Source organism: Neotamlana sargassicola, assembly GCF_020523965.1.
In the GTDB taxonomy this organism is placed as follows: Bacteria; Bacteroidota; Bacteroidia; order Flavobacteriales; family Flavobacteriaceae; genus Neotamlana; species Neotamlana sargassicola.
On record NZ_JAJAPX010000002.1, the window covers coordinates 374,039 to 391,916 of the forward strand.

A 17,878-nucleotide genomic window follows, 5' to 3' on the forward strand; every position below is an offset into this window, starting at 1 on the left:
TTATAACATATTTGAAACATTTTTACCCTCCTTTTTGGAGTTTGTATTTTTACTTTTAACCATCTAAACCACAAAATAAAACATGAAAATTATTATTCAAGTTATCCTTGTTTTTTTTATCGGGATACCCTTTAGTTTTAGTCAGCAAACCAAAAACACAGCAAATCAAATTAAACCTTGGGAAGACCCTCAGGTATCAGGAATAAACAGGTTACCGGCAAAAGCAACATCGGTTTCTTATGCAACAGCAGACCTAGCAAAAACAGCTAAGTTTAACAACTCAAAAAGAATCATGTCCTTAAACGGCGATTGGAAATTCTCTTGGGCTGCAGTTCCAGAAAAAGCACCAAAAGATTTTTTTAAAACTGATTTTAACGCAAAAGATTGGAAAACCATTCCAGTTCCTGCCAATTGGGAGCTGCACGGTTATGGTACCGCAATTTATACCAACATTACCTATCCATTTGTTCCTGTAGAACCACCCTTTACGCCAGAAAACGACAACCCAACCGGGTGTTATCTAACCAGTTTTAATGTTCCAACTAATTGGAAAGACATGCAAATAACCCTAAACTTTGGCGGTGTAAGTTCTGCATATTACGTATGGATAAATGGTAAGCAAGTAGGGTATAGCGAAGATAGCATGTTGCCTACGCATTTCGATGCAACACCGTATTTAAAAGAAGGCGAAAATACATTGGCTGTAAAAGTATTTCGTTGGAGCGATGGTGTGTATTTAGAAGATCAAGACCATTGGCGATTAAGCGGAATTCACAGAGATGTATATTTAACCGCCGCACCAAAAGTACAGTTATACGACTTTTTTGTAAAAACAGATTTAGATGAGAATTACGAGGATGCAGAATTACAAATTCGTCCAAAAATTAAGGTTTTTGATGGTGCTTCCCTAGAAGGTTATGTTTTAGAAACCATGTTGTTCGATGATAACGGAACCCCAGTTTTAGAAACTCCGTTAACAATAAATGCAAAAAAAGTATACAACGAAAAATATGAGCAGCGAGGTAAACCCAACTTTGCCATGTTAAAAGCACAAATAAAAAACCCAAAAAAATGGAGTGCAGAACAACCTAATTTATACACTTTGGTGTTTACTTTAAAAGATAAAGAAGGAAATGTAGCAGAGGCTAGAAGTACCAAAATTGGCTTTAGAGAAATAGAGTTTAAAGATGGTGAATTATTTGTAAATGGTGAATCTACGTTAATGTACGGCGTTAACAGGCACGACCATAGCGCACTTACAGGAAAGGTGGTTTCAGAAGAATTGATGTTAAAAGATATTTTATTAATGAAGCAGTTTAACATTAACGCTGTTAGAACATCGCATTACCCGAATAATGAAAAATGGTACGAGTTGTGTGATGAATATGGTATTTATGTTATGGACGAAGCTAACTTAGAAACGCATCATTTAGGAGGAAAACTAAGTAACGATGCCTCTTGGTCTAGTGCTTTTTTAGAAAGAGCTGTAAGAATGGTAGAGCGCGATAAAAACCATCCATCTGTTATTTTTTGGTCTTTAGGAAACGAGTCTGGTTCTGGGTTTAATCACGCTACCATGGCTAATTGGATGAGAAGTTACGACGACACCAGAACGGTGCATTACGAAGGTGCCCAAACCACTGGCGGAAGACATAAAATTGAAGATGAAATTTTTAAAGACCCAGGTTATGTGGATATGATTAGTAGAATGTACAACCCTATTGAATATATGGTGAAAATGGCTAATTTGGAAGATGATGGTCGCCCCGTAATTTGGTGTGAATATGCACATTCTATGGGGAATTCAACAGGGAATTTGTTCGAGTTTTGGGATGCCATTAGAGCAAACAAACGAATGATTGGTGGTTACATTTGGGATTGGGTAGACCAAGGTTTGTTGCAAAAAACCGAAAGCGGTGAAGACTATTTTGCATTTGGTGGCGATATGGGTGATACAGCCATTAATTCAGGAAATTTTTGTTTAAACGGTATTGTAGATCCGGTAAGAAAACCTAAGCCGGCTTTATGGGAATGTAAAAAGGTTTTTCAACCAGTAGAAATAACAGCCAACGATATTTTAAGTGGTTGGGTTGAGGTTAAAAACACTCACGATTTTATCAATTTAAATCAGTTTAATATTGAATTCAAATTACAAAAGGATGGCGTTACAATTAAGGAAGAAGCAGTAAATCCTGTAAATGTGCTTCCAAATCAATTAGAAAAAATTAAAATTCCGTTTAAGTTACCGAAATTAAAAGAAGGTTCAGAATATTTTGTACGCGTAAGTTTTAAACTAAAAGAAGCTACAAAGTGGGCAGCTAAAGGACACGAAATTGCTTGGGAGCAACTTTCTATTCCTAATGTTAAAAATACATCAGAAATAGATTATTCAAAAACTCCAAAATTAACGGTAAATGAATCTAAAATTATAGGAAAAGATTTTAAAATAGAATTCAACAGTAAAACAGGAGAATTAACTTCTTTTAAATTTAAAAATGAAGAATTAATTCACGGCGCCTTAATTCCAAATTTTTGGCGACCAATTACCGATAATGATAGAGCCGGAGCGAGAACACCTAAATTGTTGAAAGTTTGGAGAAATGCACACAAAAATAAAAGTTTAGAGTCTTTTGATGTAAAACAAATCAAAGCAAATCAAGTTGAGGTAACTACAAGTTATTTGTTGAAAGATGTAAATGCTGTATTAAAATTAAATTATACTATTTATGGCGATGGAACCATAAACGTAGAAAATATTTTCGATGTAGATGAAGCTTCAAATTTACCAATATTACCTAAATACGGTATGCAAATAGAAATTCCAAAAAGCTTTGATGCATTTACCTATTTTGGTAAAGGGCCGCATGAAAATTATAACGACAGAAATTTATCTGCCGATGTAGGGTTGTATACAGAATCTGTTGAGAACGATTACCACATGTACATTCGTCCGCAAGAAAGTAGCAATAAAACAGAAGTGCGTTGGTTTACCTTAACTAATAAAAGCGGAAAGGGTATTAAGGTTACAGGTTTGTCAAATAATTTAAGTGTTAGTGCATGGCCTTACACCGCAAAAAATATAGAAGATGCATTACATACTTATGACCTTAAGAAAGCAGATTTTATTACGCTAAATATAGACCATAAACAAATGGGTGTTGGAGGAGACGATAGTTGGTCTCAAAAAGCATTGCCACATGAGCAATTTAGGGTTCCAGCTAAAGATTATAGCTATAGTTTTAGCATAAAACCTATTAAATAATATCAAATGTTACAAATCCTACTTATTAAAGTGGGATTTGTTTTTAGATAATAATTCATCAACTATAAAGCATAATTACAAAGCGCATTGTTAATGAAATTTTTTATAAAACTATTTCACAAGCAAAACCATCTGGCATACAATATTGTAAATGGTTGGTTTTATAGCCAGATACAACATTTTATACCCCTAAATTATACAATAGAGCAACGTAATCTTATTTATCATTAGGTAATTTTAAACACAACTAATTAAATAAGACAAATACAATGAAGAAAAAAACTACTTTTTTAGCAATACTATGTATAATAATTTTTGGTTGGGTGGAAGCTCAAACTCTAATAGCGCATTATAATTTTGATAATAGTTTAAACGACGAAACTTCAACCTATAATTTATCGGCTTCTTCCGGTTTTACGCCAACCTTTGTAACTGGTCAGGATGGTACAGCTAATGGCGCAGTAACAGGGTTTGCATCTCAAGACTTTTTATCCACGGCATCAAATTTTGAAATTGATGGAAGCGAACCGCGTACAATGGCTGCATGGATTAATGCTAATTCGTTACCAGGTTCTGGTCAAGCAATAGTGGGTTTAGGAGAACAATCGCAATATAAACGATGGACTTACGGAACTCTTGGCGTACGGTCGAGAATAGAAATAAATGGAAAAGGGTTTAATGTGCCTTCTCCAGATTTTGTTACAGGAGTTTGGTACCACGTAGCTGTTACTTTCGATGGTACAACGGCTAAATTATACGTAAACGGAGAATTAAAACAAACAAATACTACTTGGGCAGTTGTAAATACCACTTCAGCACCTTTAAAAGTAGGTAACGATTACAATGCGGTTTCCCCTGCATTGTCAACAAGAGGTTTTCAAGGCGCCATAGACGATTTACGCATTTATACCGGAGCAGCAAATGACGCCTTTATATTAAGCTTATACAATAATACCGTTTTAAGTGTTAATAATAGAAATGATGTTTCAACTTTTAAAGCATTCCCTAACCCTGTTAAAAACAGGTTGTATTTTTCTTCAAATGAAATAGCTTCGGTAGAAATTTATAACTTATTAGGAGCTAAAGTTATAGCAAGCAAGGTGAGTAATGGTATAGATATGAGCCAGTTGAAACTAGGAATTTATTTATTAAAATGTTTTAATTCCAATAACGAGGTTGTTGGCACAATTAAAATTACAAAAAACTAAATAATATATAAGTTCAGCAATTCAATATCATGGTTCTGCCATTTTAAAAATGAAAATTTCAATAACATTTTTCCTATTATTTTCTGTATTTACATCCTGTGCTAATAAAAATAAAGATTCGCATGCAATCAAAGAAAATTTAAATAAACCAAATATCATTATTATCAATCTAGATGATTTGGGTTACGGCGATTTAAGTTGTTATGGAGCTACAGAAATAAAAACGCCAAACATCGATAAACTAGCGAACAATGGGCTTTTGTTTACTAATGGTTATGCTACATCGGCAACATGCTCACCTAGTAGGTTTTCATTATTAACAGGTGTTTACCCGTGGAGAAATAAACGTGCTAAAATTCTAGCTGGCGATGCGCCTTTGTTAATAGATACTGCGCAACAAACATTACCTAAATTGCTTAATAAAGCGGGTTATAATACCGCAATAATTGGAAAATGGCATTTAGGTTTGGGGTCGGGACATGTAAACTGGAATAATACAATTACTCCAGGACCAAATCAAGTTGGGTTTAATGAATCCTATATTTTAGCCGCTACTCAAGATCGCGTTCCTACGGTTTATATTCATAATGGTAATGTGGTTAATTTAGATAAAACCGATCCTATTCAAGTAAATTACAAAAAGAACTTTTTAGGAGAACCAACCGCTCTTTCTAATCCCGAATTAGTTACAATGAAATGGCATCATGGGCACAATAATAGTATTGTTAATGGTATACCAAGAATTGGATTTATGAAAGGTGGAGAAAATGCTAAATGGAGCGATATTGATATGGCAGACCATTTTTTAGGTAAAGCTAAAGATTTTATAAAATCTAATAAAAACACCGATTTCTTTTTGTACTACGCCATGCAGCAACCGCATGTACCACGAACTCCGCACCCTCGGTTTGTTGGTAAGTCTGGAATGGGACCTCGTGGAGACGCTATTTTGGAGGCCGATTGGTGTGTTGGGGAGTTGTTAAAAACCTTGAAAAATCTTGATGTTTTAAACAATACGCTTATTGTATTTACCAGTGATAATGGGCCTGTGTTAAACGACGGTTATTTTGATGAAGCCGAAGAAAAATTAGGAAAACATGACCCTAAAGGTGGTTTGCGTGGTGGGAAATACAGTCTTTTTGAAGCTGGTACAAGAGTTCCTTTTATCACATATTGGCCTGGTGTTATTAAATCTGGAGTGTCTCAGGCTTTAGTATGTCAAATAGATTTATTAGCATCCTTGGGTTGCCTTGTAGGAGAAGAAGTAAATGCAACGGACAGTAAAAATATTTTAAAAGCATTTACTGGTAAATCAAACCAAGGACGCGACCATTTAATAATCGAAGCTAAATCTCGAACCGCTTTACGAAGCGGAGATTGGGTCATGATACCTGCATATAAAGGAAATCCAATAAATAGCAAGGTAAATATTGAAACTGGAATTTTGCCTAAATATCAACTTTACAACCTAAAAACAGATAGGGCGCAAAAACATAATCTTGCCAGCGAAAATCCAGAAAAATTAAATGCAATGATAAAAATTTTTAAAAACCTAAAATCGTAGTTAAAGCTTGGTTTTTAGGTTCGTTTTTTGGGCTTGTAAAATACTTTGTAGAAATCTAATTGTCGGTAATACAATAAAATGGGTGATACGTAGCGAAATAATGAGAGCAGGCCAAACCATAAATAATTTAATTTATAAAAAGTAAAATGAAAATAATTTTAATGAAACCAAAAGCATTCAGGTATTTACTATTATGTTTATTGGTATTGCCAATAGGTTTATTTTGCCAAAACAGTAAGGTCTTTTTAGTAATCGGGCAATCTAACGCAGCAGGTCGTGGTGAGTTACCAGATCCGCTACCAGAATTAAATAATGTTTTGGTTTTAAATGGTGCTGGCAAGTTTGAAAAAGCTACGCCTGCATTAAATATATATTCCACCATACGAGACCAAAGCAAAACACAAGGCTACAATCTTGGATACACTTTTGGACAAGCAATGCATGATAATATTGGAGAACAAATACATTTGGTTGTTAATGCTAGGGCTGGTTCTTCAATTGATGCATGGGAAATTGGAGCTTCACAAAATTATTATGGAGAGGCAGTTGCCAGAACGCATGAAGCATTACAAGAGTTAGGATCTGGCGCTCAATTAGCTGGAATAATATGGCATCAGGGAGAATCTAATTATGCGCGTACAACCTATATAGCCCAACTTTCGGCAATAATTGAAGGTTTTAGAACCGAATTTGGTAATCCTAACTTACCATTTATAGCAGGCGAAATATCATATGAAAACAAAAACTATTTAAATTTTAATTACGATTTAATAAGCAATCTAACCAGTTCGGTTTCAAATACCGAGGTAGTAAGTGCCGAAGGTCTTACCACTGTGCCAGAAGATGATATTCATTTTAATGCGTTGTCTCAAAAAATATTAGGCAATCGATATGCGGTAAAAATGTTGCAAATGATGGGATACACTAATATTAACGTTAATATTCCTGAACCAGATACTAACGGAATTACTCATTTTATCCCAGACCCTAGTAGGGAATATTACATTCAATCGGTAGCAGGTAAGCGGTTAGCAGCAAATGGAAGCAATAATTTTGCAACAGCCGAAGCCCCAACAGTTACGGGTAATACAGTAACTTGGAAATTTATAAATAGTGGAGATGATGGACTGTATCATGTAGAGTTGGCCTCTGGAGGAAACAGACCTAGATTGCAATCTAATAATAGCGGAACTGCGACAATGCAACCAACGAGTTCCTCGGGAAGTTGGACAAAGTTTATTATCGAGGAACGTACTTATGGCGAAGGCGTTTATCATATTACTGCTCCATTTGGCTCCGATGGGGAAAGGCGCTTATACCTCGATTCAACTAACGGAACTGCTGGTATGTACGCACTTAGTAATGAGGGCGACGAATCTACTTTCTCCATTGTTGAAACAAATTCGCTTTCTGTTAATAAGGTTGCAAATGTGAGTTTTTCTAGTTTCCCCAATCCATTTGCAGATAGGTTTACTATTAAAGGATTAAACCCAAGTATAATGGTTAAAGAAGCTAAAGTGGTAAATTTGAATGGAAATATTTTGAAGGTTCCAGTAAGTATAAATAGAAGTGAAATTCAAGTTTATGCAGAAAATTTATCGGCTGGAGTCTATTTAGTACTATTAAAAACGGATAAAGGTAACTTTACCAGTAGAGTTATTAAAAATTAGCTTTTTTGTGTTAATCAATAATTACAATGATTAAGTTTTTTTGTTCTACATGTATTATAATTAGTGTCTTTTCTATTGGAATGGCACAGGAAAACGCGTTAAGTTTATTAGATAGTAATAGGCTTGAAAGATCTGGAAGTAATCACCTTGTTAAAGTTGAAATTGATGCCTCCCAAACTTATCAAACCATTCATAATTTTGGGGCGTCCGATGCTTGGTCTATTCAATTTGTTGGGAAAAACTGGCCAGAGTCATCAAAAAAGCAGATTGCTGATTTACTTTTTAGTAGAGCATTAAAAAAAGACGGTAGCCCCAAAGGAATAGGGCTTAGTGCTTGGCGATTTAATATTGGTGCAGGTAGTATGGAGCAAGGTGAAGCCAGTGATATTAAAAACCAATGGAGGCGCACAGAGAGTTTTTTAGATTCGGTTGGTAATTATAATTGGAATGCCCAATCTGGACAAGTTTGGTTTTTAAAACAGGCGCAAAAAATGGGCGTAAATAACTTTGTAGGGTTTGTAAATAGTCCGCCAGTCCATTTAACAAAAAACAATAAAGCTTTTTCTCAGGATGGATTATCGGCAAATATTGGTAGTGAGAATTATTCAAAATACGCTCAGTTTCTTGTAAAGGTTATTCAAGGCATAAAAGAAAATGCAGGTGTAAAACTAAATTATGTTAGTCCGTTTAACGAACCGCAATGGAAATGGAAATGCTGTAACCAAGAAGGTTCGCCATGGAATAATGATGAAATAGCGACAATGACCAAAATACTAAATGATTCGTTAAGTAAACAGGGCTTGGAAACCAAAATAGAACTTACCGAAGCCGGACAAATCGATTATTTATTTAGTGATTTTAAAGATGAAAATAGAGGAGACCAAATCAATGTGTTTTTTAATCCATCATCTAAAAATTACTTAGGCAATTTAAGTCATGTTGCTAAAAAAGTGGTTGGGCATAGTTATTTTAGTACTTGGCCTACCGATAGGTTGGTTAGAACCCGAAAATTATTGGCTCAAAAAATTGAAGAAACCAATTCAAATTTAGAGTATGGGATGAGCGAATATACCTTGCTCGAAAATAATGAAGAAGTAAAGGGTAAAGGGCGCGATTTAGAGATGGCTCCAGCATTATATATGGCACGCGTTTTACATGCCGATTTAACTATTGCCAATGCAACATTTTGGCATTGGTGGTTAGCGGTTAGCCCGTACAACTATAAAGATGGTTTAATTTACATCGATAAGAAAAAAGATGGAGGCGAAATATTCGAGTCTAAGTTGTTATGGACCTTAGGGCATTATTCAAGGTTTATTGAGCCAGGAATGATTAGGATTGGTACAGATTACGCTTCAGATGTACCAGAACATGAAAAAATTAATGGTTTGTTGTGTTCTGCTTATCAATCTAAATCTGGAAATAAAATAGTTTTGGTGTTTACAAATCAATTAAATGAGGATAAAATAATTCAACTTTCAGGTGTGTCAAAGCAGTTTGAAAAAATGAAGCTGTATATAACATCAGAATCGCCACATGATAATTTAAGATTTATTGGAGAATACTCAAAAAATCAAACAGTTTCCCTCCCAAAAAGATCACTAATAACCTGTGTTTTCGAAACCAATTAATAATTATAATTAATGTTATATTTTTTAGCTGCAAAATTTAGAAAGGTGTTTAACAGGTTAAGTGTATTTAGCCTTTTCGTTTGTGTTTTTTCATGCTGTGCTTTTGCCCAAAGAGAAACCATTAATTTTGATGCAGATTGGAAATTTATTCAAGAAGATGTTACAGGTGCTGAAGCCAGCGGTTTTAATGATGATTCTTGGCGAATTTTAAACTTACCGCACGATTGGAGTATTGAAGGCGAATATAGCGAAAACCATCCTATGGGAGCGCAATGTGGATATTTACCTGCTGGCATTGGGTGGTACCGAAAAACCATAAAAGTGCCCGAAACCTGGAAAGGGAAACACATTGAAATAGCTTTCGATGGTGTTTTTATGAATAGTACCGTTTGGGCCAATGGTGAAAAATTAGGCTTTCGGCCTTATGGTTGGATATCTTTTGATTATGATATTAGCGAAATTGCTCAAAAATCAGAAACCATAACTTTTGCAGTTCGGGTAGATAATGAAAAACAACCATCGGCACGTTGGTATACCGGCAGTGGTGTTTATGCACATACTTGGATACAGGTTAAAAACAAAACGCATATTGCAAAAAACAGCACTTTTATAAAAACAAAAGGCAATCAAGTTTTTGTAAATGGTGAGTTGTACGATAAAACTAAAAAGCTCAAAAATGCTGTTTTAAAAATATCTATTATCGATAAAAATGGGGAAACTGTTGCTAGCACTAAAATTAAAGTACAACTTAAAAAGTCCACCAAATATCAACAAGAATTAATTATTAAAAACCCAAATAAATGGTCGCCACATACACCATATTTGTATACTTTAAAAACGGAATTGATTGGTGGAAAAAGCGTGTTGGATGTTGAGCAAATTAAATTTGGAGTTCGAGATATAGAGTGGAAACCAGAAACGGGCATGTGGTTAAATGGAGAAAACGTAAAACTTCAAGGCGTTTGTAATCATCAAGATGCAGGGGCTTTAGGAGCAGCGGTTCCCGATAAAATACTTCGTTTTAGAATTCAGCAGTTAAAAAATATGGGAGTAAATGCAATTCGAACTGCCCATAACCCACAAACGCCGCAATTTTATAATATTTGTGATGAATTAGGTATGTTGGTAATGGATGAGATTTTTGATGGCTGGAAGAAAAAAGCAAAAAATGATTATGGCGCACATTACTTTAATACCTGGTGGAAACAAGATTTAACCGATTGGATTAAACGCGACAGGAATCATCCATCAATAGTTATTTACAGTGTAGGCAACGAAACTGGCGGAAAAATAGGAGAGGATTTGGTTAAAACATGTCATTTATTAGATCCAACAAGACCAGTAACTTCTGGACATTCTGGTTCTGAGTTTATGGATGTTTTAGGGGTTAATGGAAGTAGCGAAAAACAAGGTTTTTTAGAAAAACTTGAAGAGAAACAACAAGGAAAGGTATTTATTGGAACCGAAAACACGCATACATGGCAAGTGCGTGGATATTATAGAACAAAAACATGGTTTCGAGATGGGTTTCCTAGCAAAAATCAAAGGCCTTATGAGTTGCCAGATTTAACTAAAAACGAAGTGTTTACTCACGATTGGGTTGATGCTTCTAAAAGAAAAAACCGAAAGCAAATTTTTAATTCTAGTTACGATAATGCCACAGTTAGGGTGTCTTCTCGATTAAATATTGCGCAACTTCGAGATATTCCGGCTTATGCGGGTTCTTTCCGTTGGACAGGTCATGACTATATTGGAGAAGCAGGATATGTGCACGGCGGCTGGCCATTTAAAGCCTTTATGGGTGGGGCTATAGATTTGGCAAATTTCGAAAAAGATTTGTATTATCTCTATCAAAGTCAATGGACTTCAAAGCCAATGGTTCATGTATTGCCGCACTGGACACATCCAAAAGTGCCACTAGGCACAGAAATTCCGGTTTGGGTTTATTCCAATTGCGATGAGGTCGAGTTGTTTTTTAATGAAACGTCCCTAGGAAAGTTAAAACCAGGCAAAACATGGAATAGCATGCAATGCCAATGGATTGTAAAATGGCAACCAGGAACCTTAAAAGCGGTTGGGTATAAAAATGGGAAGGTTATTTGTGAATCTATTGTAAAAACGGCCAATCAGCCTTCAAAAATTAAGTTGTCTGTTGATGGAGAACCGTTTCAAAATAAAGCTGACGATATTGTTCAGGTACGTGTAACTACCACAGATGATGATGGTACCATGTATCCTTACGGCGAAAACAGAACCTATTTTAATGTTCTAGGACATGGAAAAATTAAAGCTTTAGATAATGGAAGCCCTGTAGATGTTGAACAACATGTAGGGCCAAATAATCGCAAAGCCTTTTATGGATTAACCCGCGCATATATTGAAAGTACAGATGCTTATGGTAGTATTAATATTTTGGCTAGTTGTATTCTCGGTGAAAAAAAATTAATCACCTCAAATTTGGTAAGTATCAATTCGCAAATTTTAAATTTAAGAGGCGAATCTATCAATCCGAAAATTGACATTTTCTATACTTTAAATGGAGAAACACCAACAATTAACGCAACGCCGTATACAGGAAGTTTTAAAATAGATTTAGAAACTACGGTTAAAGCCTTAATTGTTTTAAACGGTGAACCTATTCAGGTTTTAGAAGAAAAATTTGGACGAAATGAAGGTTTTACCTGGAATGCATCAACCGTCAACGAAAGTTCAACAGGGGAGCAGGCTGAAGATGCAACTATTGTTAAAGGCACAATTCAAAATAAAATAAAAGGTTTTAATGGCTCTGGTTATGTGGTTTTAAATAAAAAAGGAGCTGCCTTGTCTTGGTATTTAGAAAATGATGGAGCAGAAGGTGTAGTTGATTTATCGATTAGGTATAAGGCTTCAAAAAATGAATCTGCCTTTCTAAAAGTCACGGCAAACAATAAAATTGTTGAAGAAAAATTAGAGCTAACAAATCATTTAAATACAACTAAAGATTGGTATATTTTTACTATTCCTATACCATTAAATCGAGGGGCGAATAATATTGAAATACAAGCACTTTCAGATAAAATAATTATGATTGATGAAATAGAAATAAAATAATATTAATTCAATTTTTTCATCTAATCATCAAAATTAAAAAAGATGATATGTTTATTGTAAAGGGCTCCGTTTTAGGTGTAATAAGCAAATAAAGTATTAGGTTTTGTAAAATTTGTAGTTGATTAGCGCCATATTTTATAACATATTTGTTACCAATACTTTTACCACCATTTCGAAAATAATTTCGAATAAAACCAATAAACTAAACTAATGGAGAATCAAACTATTCACTACAATACTTAATTACTAAAATTAATACCTTAAAAGTATATTTTTTATAAGATAGAGTAATCTAAAGTTTTCAAAAAATCATCTTTTTATAGTACAGGAATGAGCTGTATTATATCTAAAAACTTTTGGTTTACTTGAAAAAGGATGTATCAGTAATTTAGTAATGAATTATATGTACATATTTCTGGGTAATAATAACATATCAATTAGGTTTTTCTTTACTAAAATTGTTTTTCACCACAACCCGATTTAAAATAAATGAAAAAAACATTAAAAATAGCAGTTATTATCACAATTATTTTACTGGTATTGGTACTTGTGCCTTTGTCTGGAAATGGCGATAATAATTTTCTTTTCTTTTTAGGACGATTTCATCCTTTAATATTGCATTTGCCTATAGGCGCACTAGTCGTTTTGTTTTTCATGGAAATTATTAATGCCAAAAAACCAGAATTACATTTAGATGCGGCATGTAATATTCTACTTTGGTTTTCGGTATTAAGTTTTATTCCAACAGTAATATTTGGTTTGCTTTTAGCGTCGAGCGGAAATTATAATGATGCTGCACTTAGCAAACACCAATGGTTGGGTTGGTTTACGGCCGTAATTTGCGTTTGGTTGTTGGTTTTACGTCGTAAAAAGCCGAAAAAATCTACTAAAAACGTCAGTAAAATTTATAAAGTATCATTGTTTGTAAATGTTGTACTGTTGTCGCTTGCGGGACATTTTGGAGGTAATTTAACACATGGTTCTAATTATTTAACCAAGTACATGCCACAGCCATTAAAATCGGTTTTAGGTGTAAACGATTCAGAAAATTATTTAGCCATAAAAGGCATAGATTCTACTTCCGAAGACGCCATTTATTTTAAAAACAATGTAAAACCAATCATGCAAAAGCATTGTTATAGCTGCCATGGCGAAAACAAGGAAAAAGGCGGTGTGCGTATAGATGTGTTACATTGGGACATGGTAAATGGGCCCGATGCCGAAGGGTGGCACTCGGCTTTAGATATGATAAACTCTGGAGAAATGCCTCCAGAAGATAAGCCGCAATTAACCACCGAAGAACGCCGCTTGGTAGTCGATTGGATGACCGAAAATTTAGAACACGCCGCAATAGCAAAACAAACCGAAAATAAAGGTGTAATGCGCCGTTTAACTAAAAAACAATACACTAATTCATTAAATGAATTGCTTGGTGTGCATGTTAATTTTGGTGATGTATTGCCAGACGACGGAAAATCGAAAATGGGTTTTACCAACAACGGTAATATTTTACAAACCTCGGCATTGCATATCGATTATTATCAAAAAATTGCAAGAGAAGCACTCGATAAAGCCATTGTTTTTGGCGAAAAGCCAGAAGCTAAACGTTATAAAGTTACTATTGGTAAAAATAGTAGCGATGGTAAAGTTGGTGCCGAGTATGGCGGCTATCAAACTGCATCTGTAAATAATACCGATTTTTTAATTGATATTTTAGATGAATACGGCAAACCTATTTATGGAAATACCGAAGCCGAAAAAGATTCAATAAAAGCAACCAAAAACAAAATAGGTTTAGGAATGCGTGGTTCGGCAAGTAACCGTTACAGCGTTGTAAAAGAAGGGATGCTTTTAAACGCTGCTTTACCCGCTACAGAAAAAGCTCCAAAATCGTGGCAAGGGCCTTCACCAAATTTAAAATTGTTAGTAAAAGAAGACTTTCCAAGAAATGGCGATTTTGTGTTTCGAGTAGAAGCTTCTCGTGGTTATTTTTCAGCTTCCACCGAAAAATTAATCGATTTAAAAGAAAATATACCTGCTAAATCATCAACCGAAGCCATTCATATTTCAGCAAAAAAAATAAAAAGACCAAAAGGATTAATAAAGAATAAAACATACTTGATGCCAGATAATGTAGCGGATAATGTGCGCGCTAACTTCACGTATGTTATTCCAAAATCTGGGTTTTATCAAATAGATTTAGTGCATCCGTATGCTTCAGATGATGCTATGCCGTCGTATCAAATTAGTTTATTAGGTAAAAAGAAGGCTGGCCGCATTAGTAAACGTTTGTACATGGATGAGGCTCTGGCTAATCAAAATCAAGTGGTAACACCTGTTACTTTGGCGTATTTATCCGAAGGAAAACATAATGGATATATTGGCGGTAAATTTTTTGTTGGGTTTAGCGATATTGTAATTACGCCTTTACCAGATAACGATCCGTTGCCTAAAATGCTAGCGGAAGAAGCGAGACAGAACAGCTTAAAATATGAAGCTGTAAACCCATCAATTCAAGCCTTTGCAGGCACACGAACAGACGATGGAATGGATTATAAAATTTTTGATAAATGTGTTGATGTTACAGCGCCATTTGGAGAAACACAACTATTTGAATTTAAAGGTCGATTAGAAAATTTACCTATTCCGTTGGCAGGAAACCAAGTAAGTGGCGATTTAGCAAACATGCTAACCGTAGGCCTTTGGAACAACCATTTAGTGAAAGAAAATAGCCAAACAGGACCGCCGTTACTCATAAAATCTATTGAATTTGAAGCGCCTTATCATCCAGTTTGGCCACCAGAAAGTCATACTAATATATTTTTCGATTCACCAAATAAAGAAAATAAAGTGGTTTACACGAAGGAAGTACTTAATCGTTTTATGGAAAAAGCGTTTAGGCGATCGGTAAAGCCAGAAGAATTAAATCGTTACTTCGATTTTTGGAATAGTATAAAAGATGATTTCGATAGGTATGAAGACGGTGTAAAGGAAGTTTTAGTAGCCGTGTTATGTTCACCAAACTTTATTTATTTGTTCGAACCAGAGCCAAAGGAAAATGAAGATCCGGTTGAAGATGAGTTTTATTTGGCATCTCAACTATCGTATTTTCTTTGGAATTCTCCACCAGACGAAACTTTAACACGTTTAGCTGCAGAAGGCGATTTACACGACGACATCGGCGAGCAAATTGAGCGTATGGTAAACGACTCGAAAATCACTAAAATGATAGAGGCTTTTACTTACGAATGGTTGCGTTTAGATAGGCATCAAGCCATGGATACCGACATTAAAAAATACAGCGATTACACCCGATTTGTTAAGCAGGATATGGCAAACGAAACTTATGCGTTTATGCATCATGTTTTAAAAAATAATATGAGTATTTTAAATTTTATAGATTCCGATTTTGCTATGCTAAACCAAAATTTAGCAGAATTTTATGGTATCGAAGGCGTAAAAGGTCATGAGTTTAGACCCGTAATGTTACCCGATAGCTTAAATCGTGGTGGTTTATTGTCGCAAGGTGCTTTTTTAAACGGGCATTCCGATGGTGTACAAGCGCACCCCATAAAACGAGCTGTTTGGCTTAAAGAAAAAATACTTGGCGATACACCGCCACCGCCACCACCAAATGTGCCGGAACTTGATCCAGAAACGCCTGGTTTTGAGGATTTAACTTTAAAAGAACAATTGTTTTTACATCGTAATAAAGCAGCTTGTTTAGATTGCCACCGTAAAATTGATCCGTATGGTGTGGTTTTCGAAAATTACGATGCCGTGGGTAGATTTAACTTAACTGCAAAAGAAAAACCTATTGATTCGAAATCGACATTACCCGATGGCACAGAGGTAGAAGGCGTTCAAGGGATTAAAGATTATATTTTAAAATTAAAAACAGAAGATTTCACAAGGTCGTTAGTTGAGCATTTGTACGCTTATGCTTTAGGGCGCGATGTTAGTTTTGCCGACCAACAAGAAATCGATAGAATAGTGGTAGAAGTAGTTGAAGACGATTTTCGTTTTCAAACGGTAATAGAACAAATAGTTTTAAGTCCGGCGTTTTATAAAAAAGAACAAAATTGGTTTAATAAAATTTTTGGATAATGAGTAAAAAACCTTGGCATTTAGATCGACGAACCTTTTTAAAAGGTTTAGGCGTAGCATGTATGTTACCTTATTTTGAAGGTATGGCAATGAGTAGTGTTTCTAAATTTTTTGAACCAGAAAAGCCTAAGCGACTTTGTTTTTTATATTTCCCAAATGGCGTTGGTTTACCTCCAGAAAACAGCGCGTATCACAAACAATGGAATTGGTTTCCGTTGGGCGGTGAAGGTAGCGACTATACACTTACAAAATCGTTATCTCCCTTAGAAAATTACCGAAACGATATTTCAATTATGGGTGGATTGAGTCACCCGTATAGCCGACAAGTTTTAGGGCATATTGCGGGCGATACTTGGCTTACTGGAGGCGATTTACGAGGCGAATATAAAAACAGTATTTCGGTCGATCAGGTGGCAGCAAAAAAGTTAAGTAGATATACCAGATTCCCATCGTTATCATTATCAACCGATGGTGGCGTTGGTTATAAATCAAGAGTTTCAACCTTGTCGTTTAACGATTCCGGACGACCAATTCCTTCAGAACATCGTCAGCGCGAAATTTTCGAACGTTATTTTTCTCCAAATGGTGGAGGTTCTTCACAAGAACGAAGAAAAAGTCTGCATCAAGGCAAAAAAATAGTCGATTTGGTTTTAGAAGATAGCAAAAGCCTTCAAAAGCGATTAGGTGCAAACGATAAGCAGAAGTTAGATGAGTATTTAACCTCTTTAAACCAAGTAGAAGAGCAGGTAAAACGAAACGAAAAATGGTTAGATATTCCTTTAAAAGAATTTGACGCGAGTTTAATAAATTTAGATGTCGATCCTACGTCGGCACCCGAAGATTATGTGCGTTCTATGATGGATTTAATGGTGTTAGGTTTTCAAACCGATGCAACTCGCGTTATTACCTATATGATGGCTCGCGAAGACGGTATGGGCTTTGGCGATAATTTCCCAAAAATTGCTTTAAAACTTAAAGGACATCATAGTATTTCGCACGATAAAACCACAGGTCATTGGGAAGATTGGGGGCGTTTAGACCAATGGTACGCCAAACAATTTGCTTATTTTATTAATAAAATGAAAAATACCAAAGATGAACACGGTTCTTTATTAGATAATACGTTAATTCTTTACGGTAGTGCATGTAGTTCTACACACAATGCGCGAAATTGTCCTTTAATCTTAGCAGGCGGAAATAATTTGGGCGTTAAACATGGCGCTTATACTAAATTTAATGAAAAAGAGGTGCCGTTATCTAACCTATATGTTAGCATGCTTAATAAAGTAGGCGTTTCTACCGAAACGTTCTCGGATAGCACAGGTGTGTTGCCTTCCATAATATAA

The 17,878-nt window shown here is 35.2% G+C and carries 8 protein-coding genes; all 8 read left to right on the top strand.

Annotated elements, in window-relative coordinates:
* Positions 1–82 precede the first annotated feature (82 nt).
* The 8 genes from LG651_RS06385 (at position 83) to LG651_RS06420 (ending at position 17,878) form a co-directional block, all read left to right on the top strand.
* Positions 83–3,262 (top strand): glycoside hydrolase family 2 TIM barrel-domain containing protein, encoded by a 3,180-nt coding sequence (locus LG651_RS06385; protein ID WP_226695300.1) that lies wholly within the window; start codon positions 83–85, stop codon positions 3,260–3,262.
* Positions 3,263–3,531: 269 nt separating this feature from the next.
* On the top strand, positions 3,532–4,470 hold the full coding sequence (locus LG651_RS06390) for a LamG-like jellyroll fold domain-containing protein (protein ID WP_226695301.1): 939 nt from the start codon (positions 3,532–3,534) through the stop codon (positions 4,468–4,470).
* A gap of 49 nt (positions 4,471–4,519) precedes the next feature.
* Positions 4,520–6,034, top strand: coding sequence for a sulfatase family protein (locus LG651_RS06395; RefSeq protein WP_226695302.1), 1,515 nt, complete (start codon positions 4,520–4,522; stop codon positions 6,032–6,034).
* Positions 6,035–6,180: 146 nt separating this feature from the next.
* Positions 6,181–7,704 carry a sialate O-acetylesterase gene (locus LG651_RS06400; RefSeq protein WP_226695303.1) on the top strand — a complete coding sequence of 508 codons (1,524 nt, stop codon included), beginning with the start codon at positions 6,181–6,183 and terminating at the stop codon, positions 7,702–7,704.
* Between the two features lie 26 nt (positions 7,705–7,730).
* Positions 7,731–9,335 carry a glycoside hydrolase gene (locus LG651_RS06405; RefSeq protein ID WP_226695304.1) on the top strand — a complete coding sequence of 535 codons (1,605 nt, stop codon included), beginning with the start codon at positions 7,731–7,733 and terminating at the stop codon, positions 9,333–9,335.
* 12 nt (positions 9,336–9,347) lie between these two features.
* On the top strand, positions 9,348–12,425 hold the full coding sequence (locus LG651_RS06410) for a glycoside hydrolase family 2 TIM barrel-domain containing protein (RefSeq protein ID WP_226695305.1): 3,078 nt from the start codon (positions 9,348–9,350) through the stop codon (positions 12,423–12,425).
* Positions 12,426–12,914: 489 nt separating this feature from the next.
* Positions 12,915–16,532, top strand: a complete 3,618-nt coding sequence (locus LG651_RS06415) for a DUF1592 domain-containing protein (RefSeq protein WP_226695306.1) — start codon at positions 12,915–12,917, stop codon at positions 16,530–16,532.
* Complete coding sequence (locus LG651_RS06420; RefSeq protein ID WP_226695307.1) at positions 16,532–17,878, top strand: DUF1552 domain-containing protein; 1,347 nt, start codon at positions 16,532–16,534, stop codon at positions 17,876–17,878. The genes LG651_RS06415 and LG651_RS06420 overlap by 1 nt, the downstream gene beginning before the upstream one ends.

Excerpts from the sequence above, each read along its gene's own strand:
- LG651_RS06410 (WP_226695305.1), top strand. The coding sequence starts at position 9,348 with ATGTTATATTTTTTAGCTGCAAAATTTAGAAAGGTGTTTAACAGGTTA.
- LG651_RS06400 (WP_226695303.1), top strand. The coding sequence starts at position 6,181 with ATGAAAATAATTTTAATGAAACCAAAAGCATTCAGGTATTTACTATTA.
- LG651_RS06385 (WP_226695300.1), top strand. The coding sequence starts at position 83 with ATGAAAATTATTATTCAAGTTATCCTTGTTTTTTTTATCGGGATACCC.
- LG651_RS06390 (WP_226695301.1), top strand. The coding sequence starts at position 3,532 with ATGAAGAAAAAAACTACTTTTTTAGCAATACTATGTATAATAATTTTT.
- LG651_RS06415 (WP_226695306.1), top strand. The coding sequence starts at position 12,915 with ATGAAAAAAACATTAAAAATAGCAGTTATTATCACAATTATTTTACTG.
- LG651_RS06395 (WP_226695302.1), top strand. The coding sequence starts at position 4,520 with ATGAAAATTTCAATAACATTTTTCCTATTATTTTCTGTATTTACATCC.
- LG651_RS06420 (WP_226695307.1), top strand. The coding sequence starts at position 16,532 with ATGAGTAAAAAACCTTGGCATTTAGATCGACGAACCTTTTTAAAAGGT.
- LG651_RS06405 (WP_226695304.1), top strand. The coding sequence starts at position 7,731 with ATGATTAAGTTTTTTTGTTCTACATGTATTATAATTAGTGTCTTTTCT.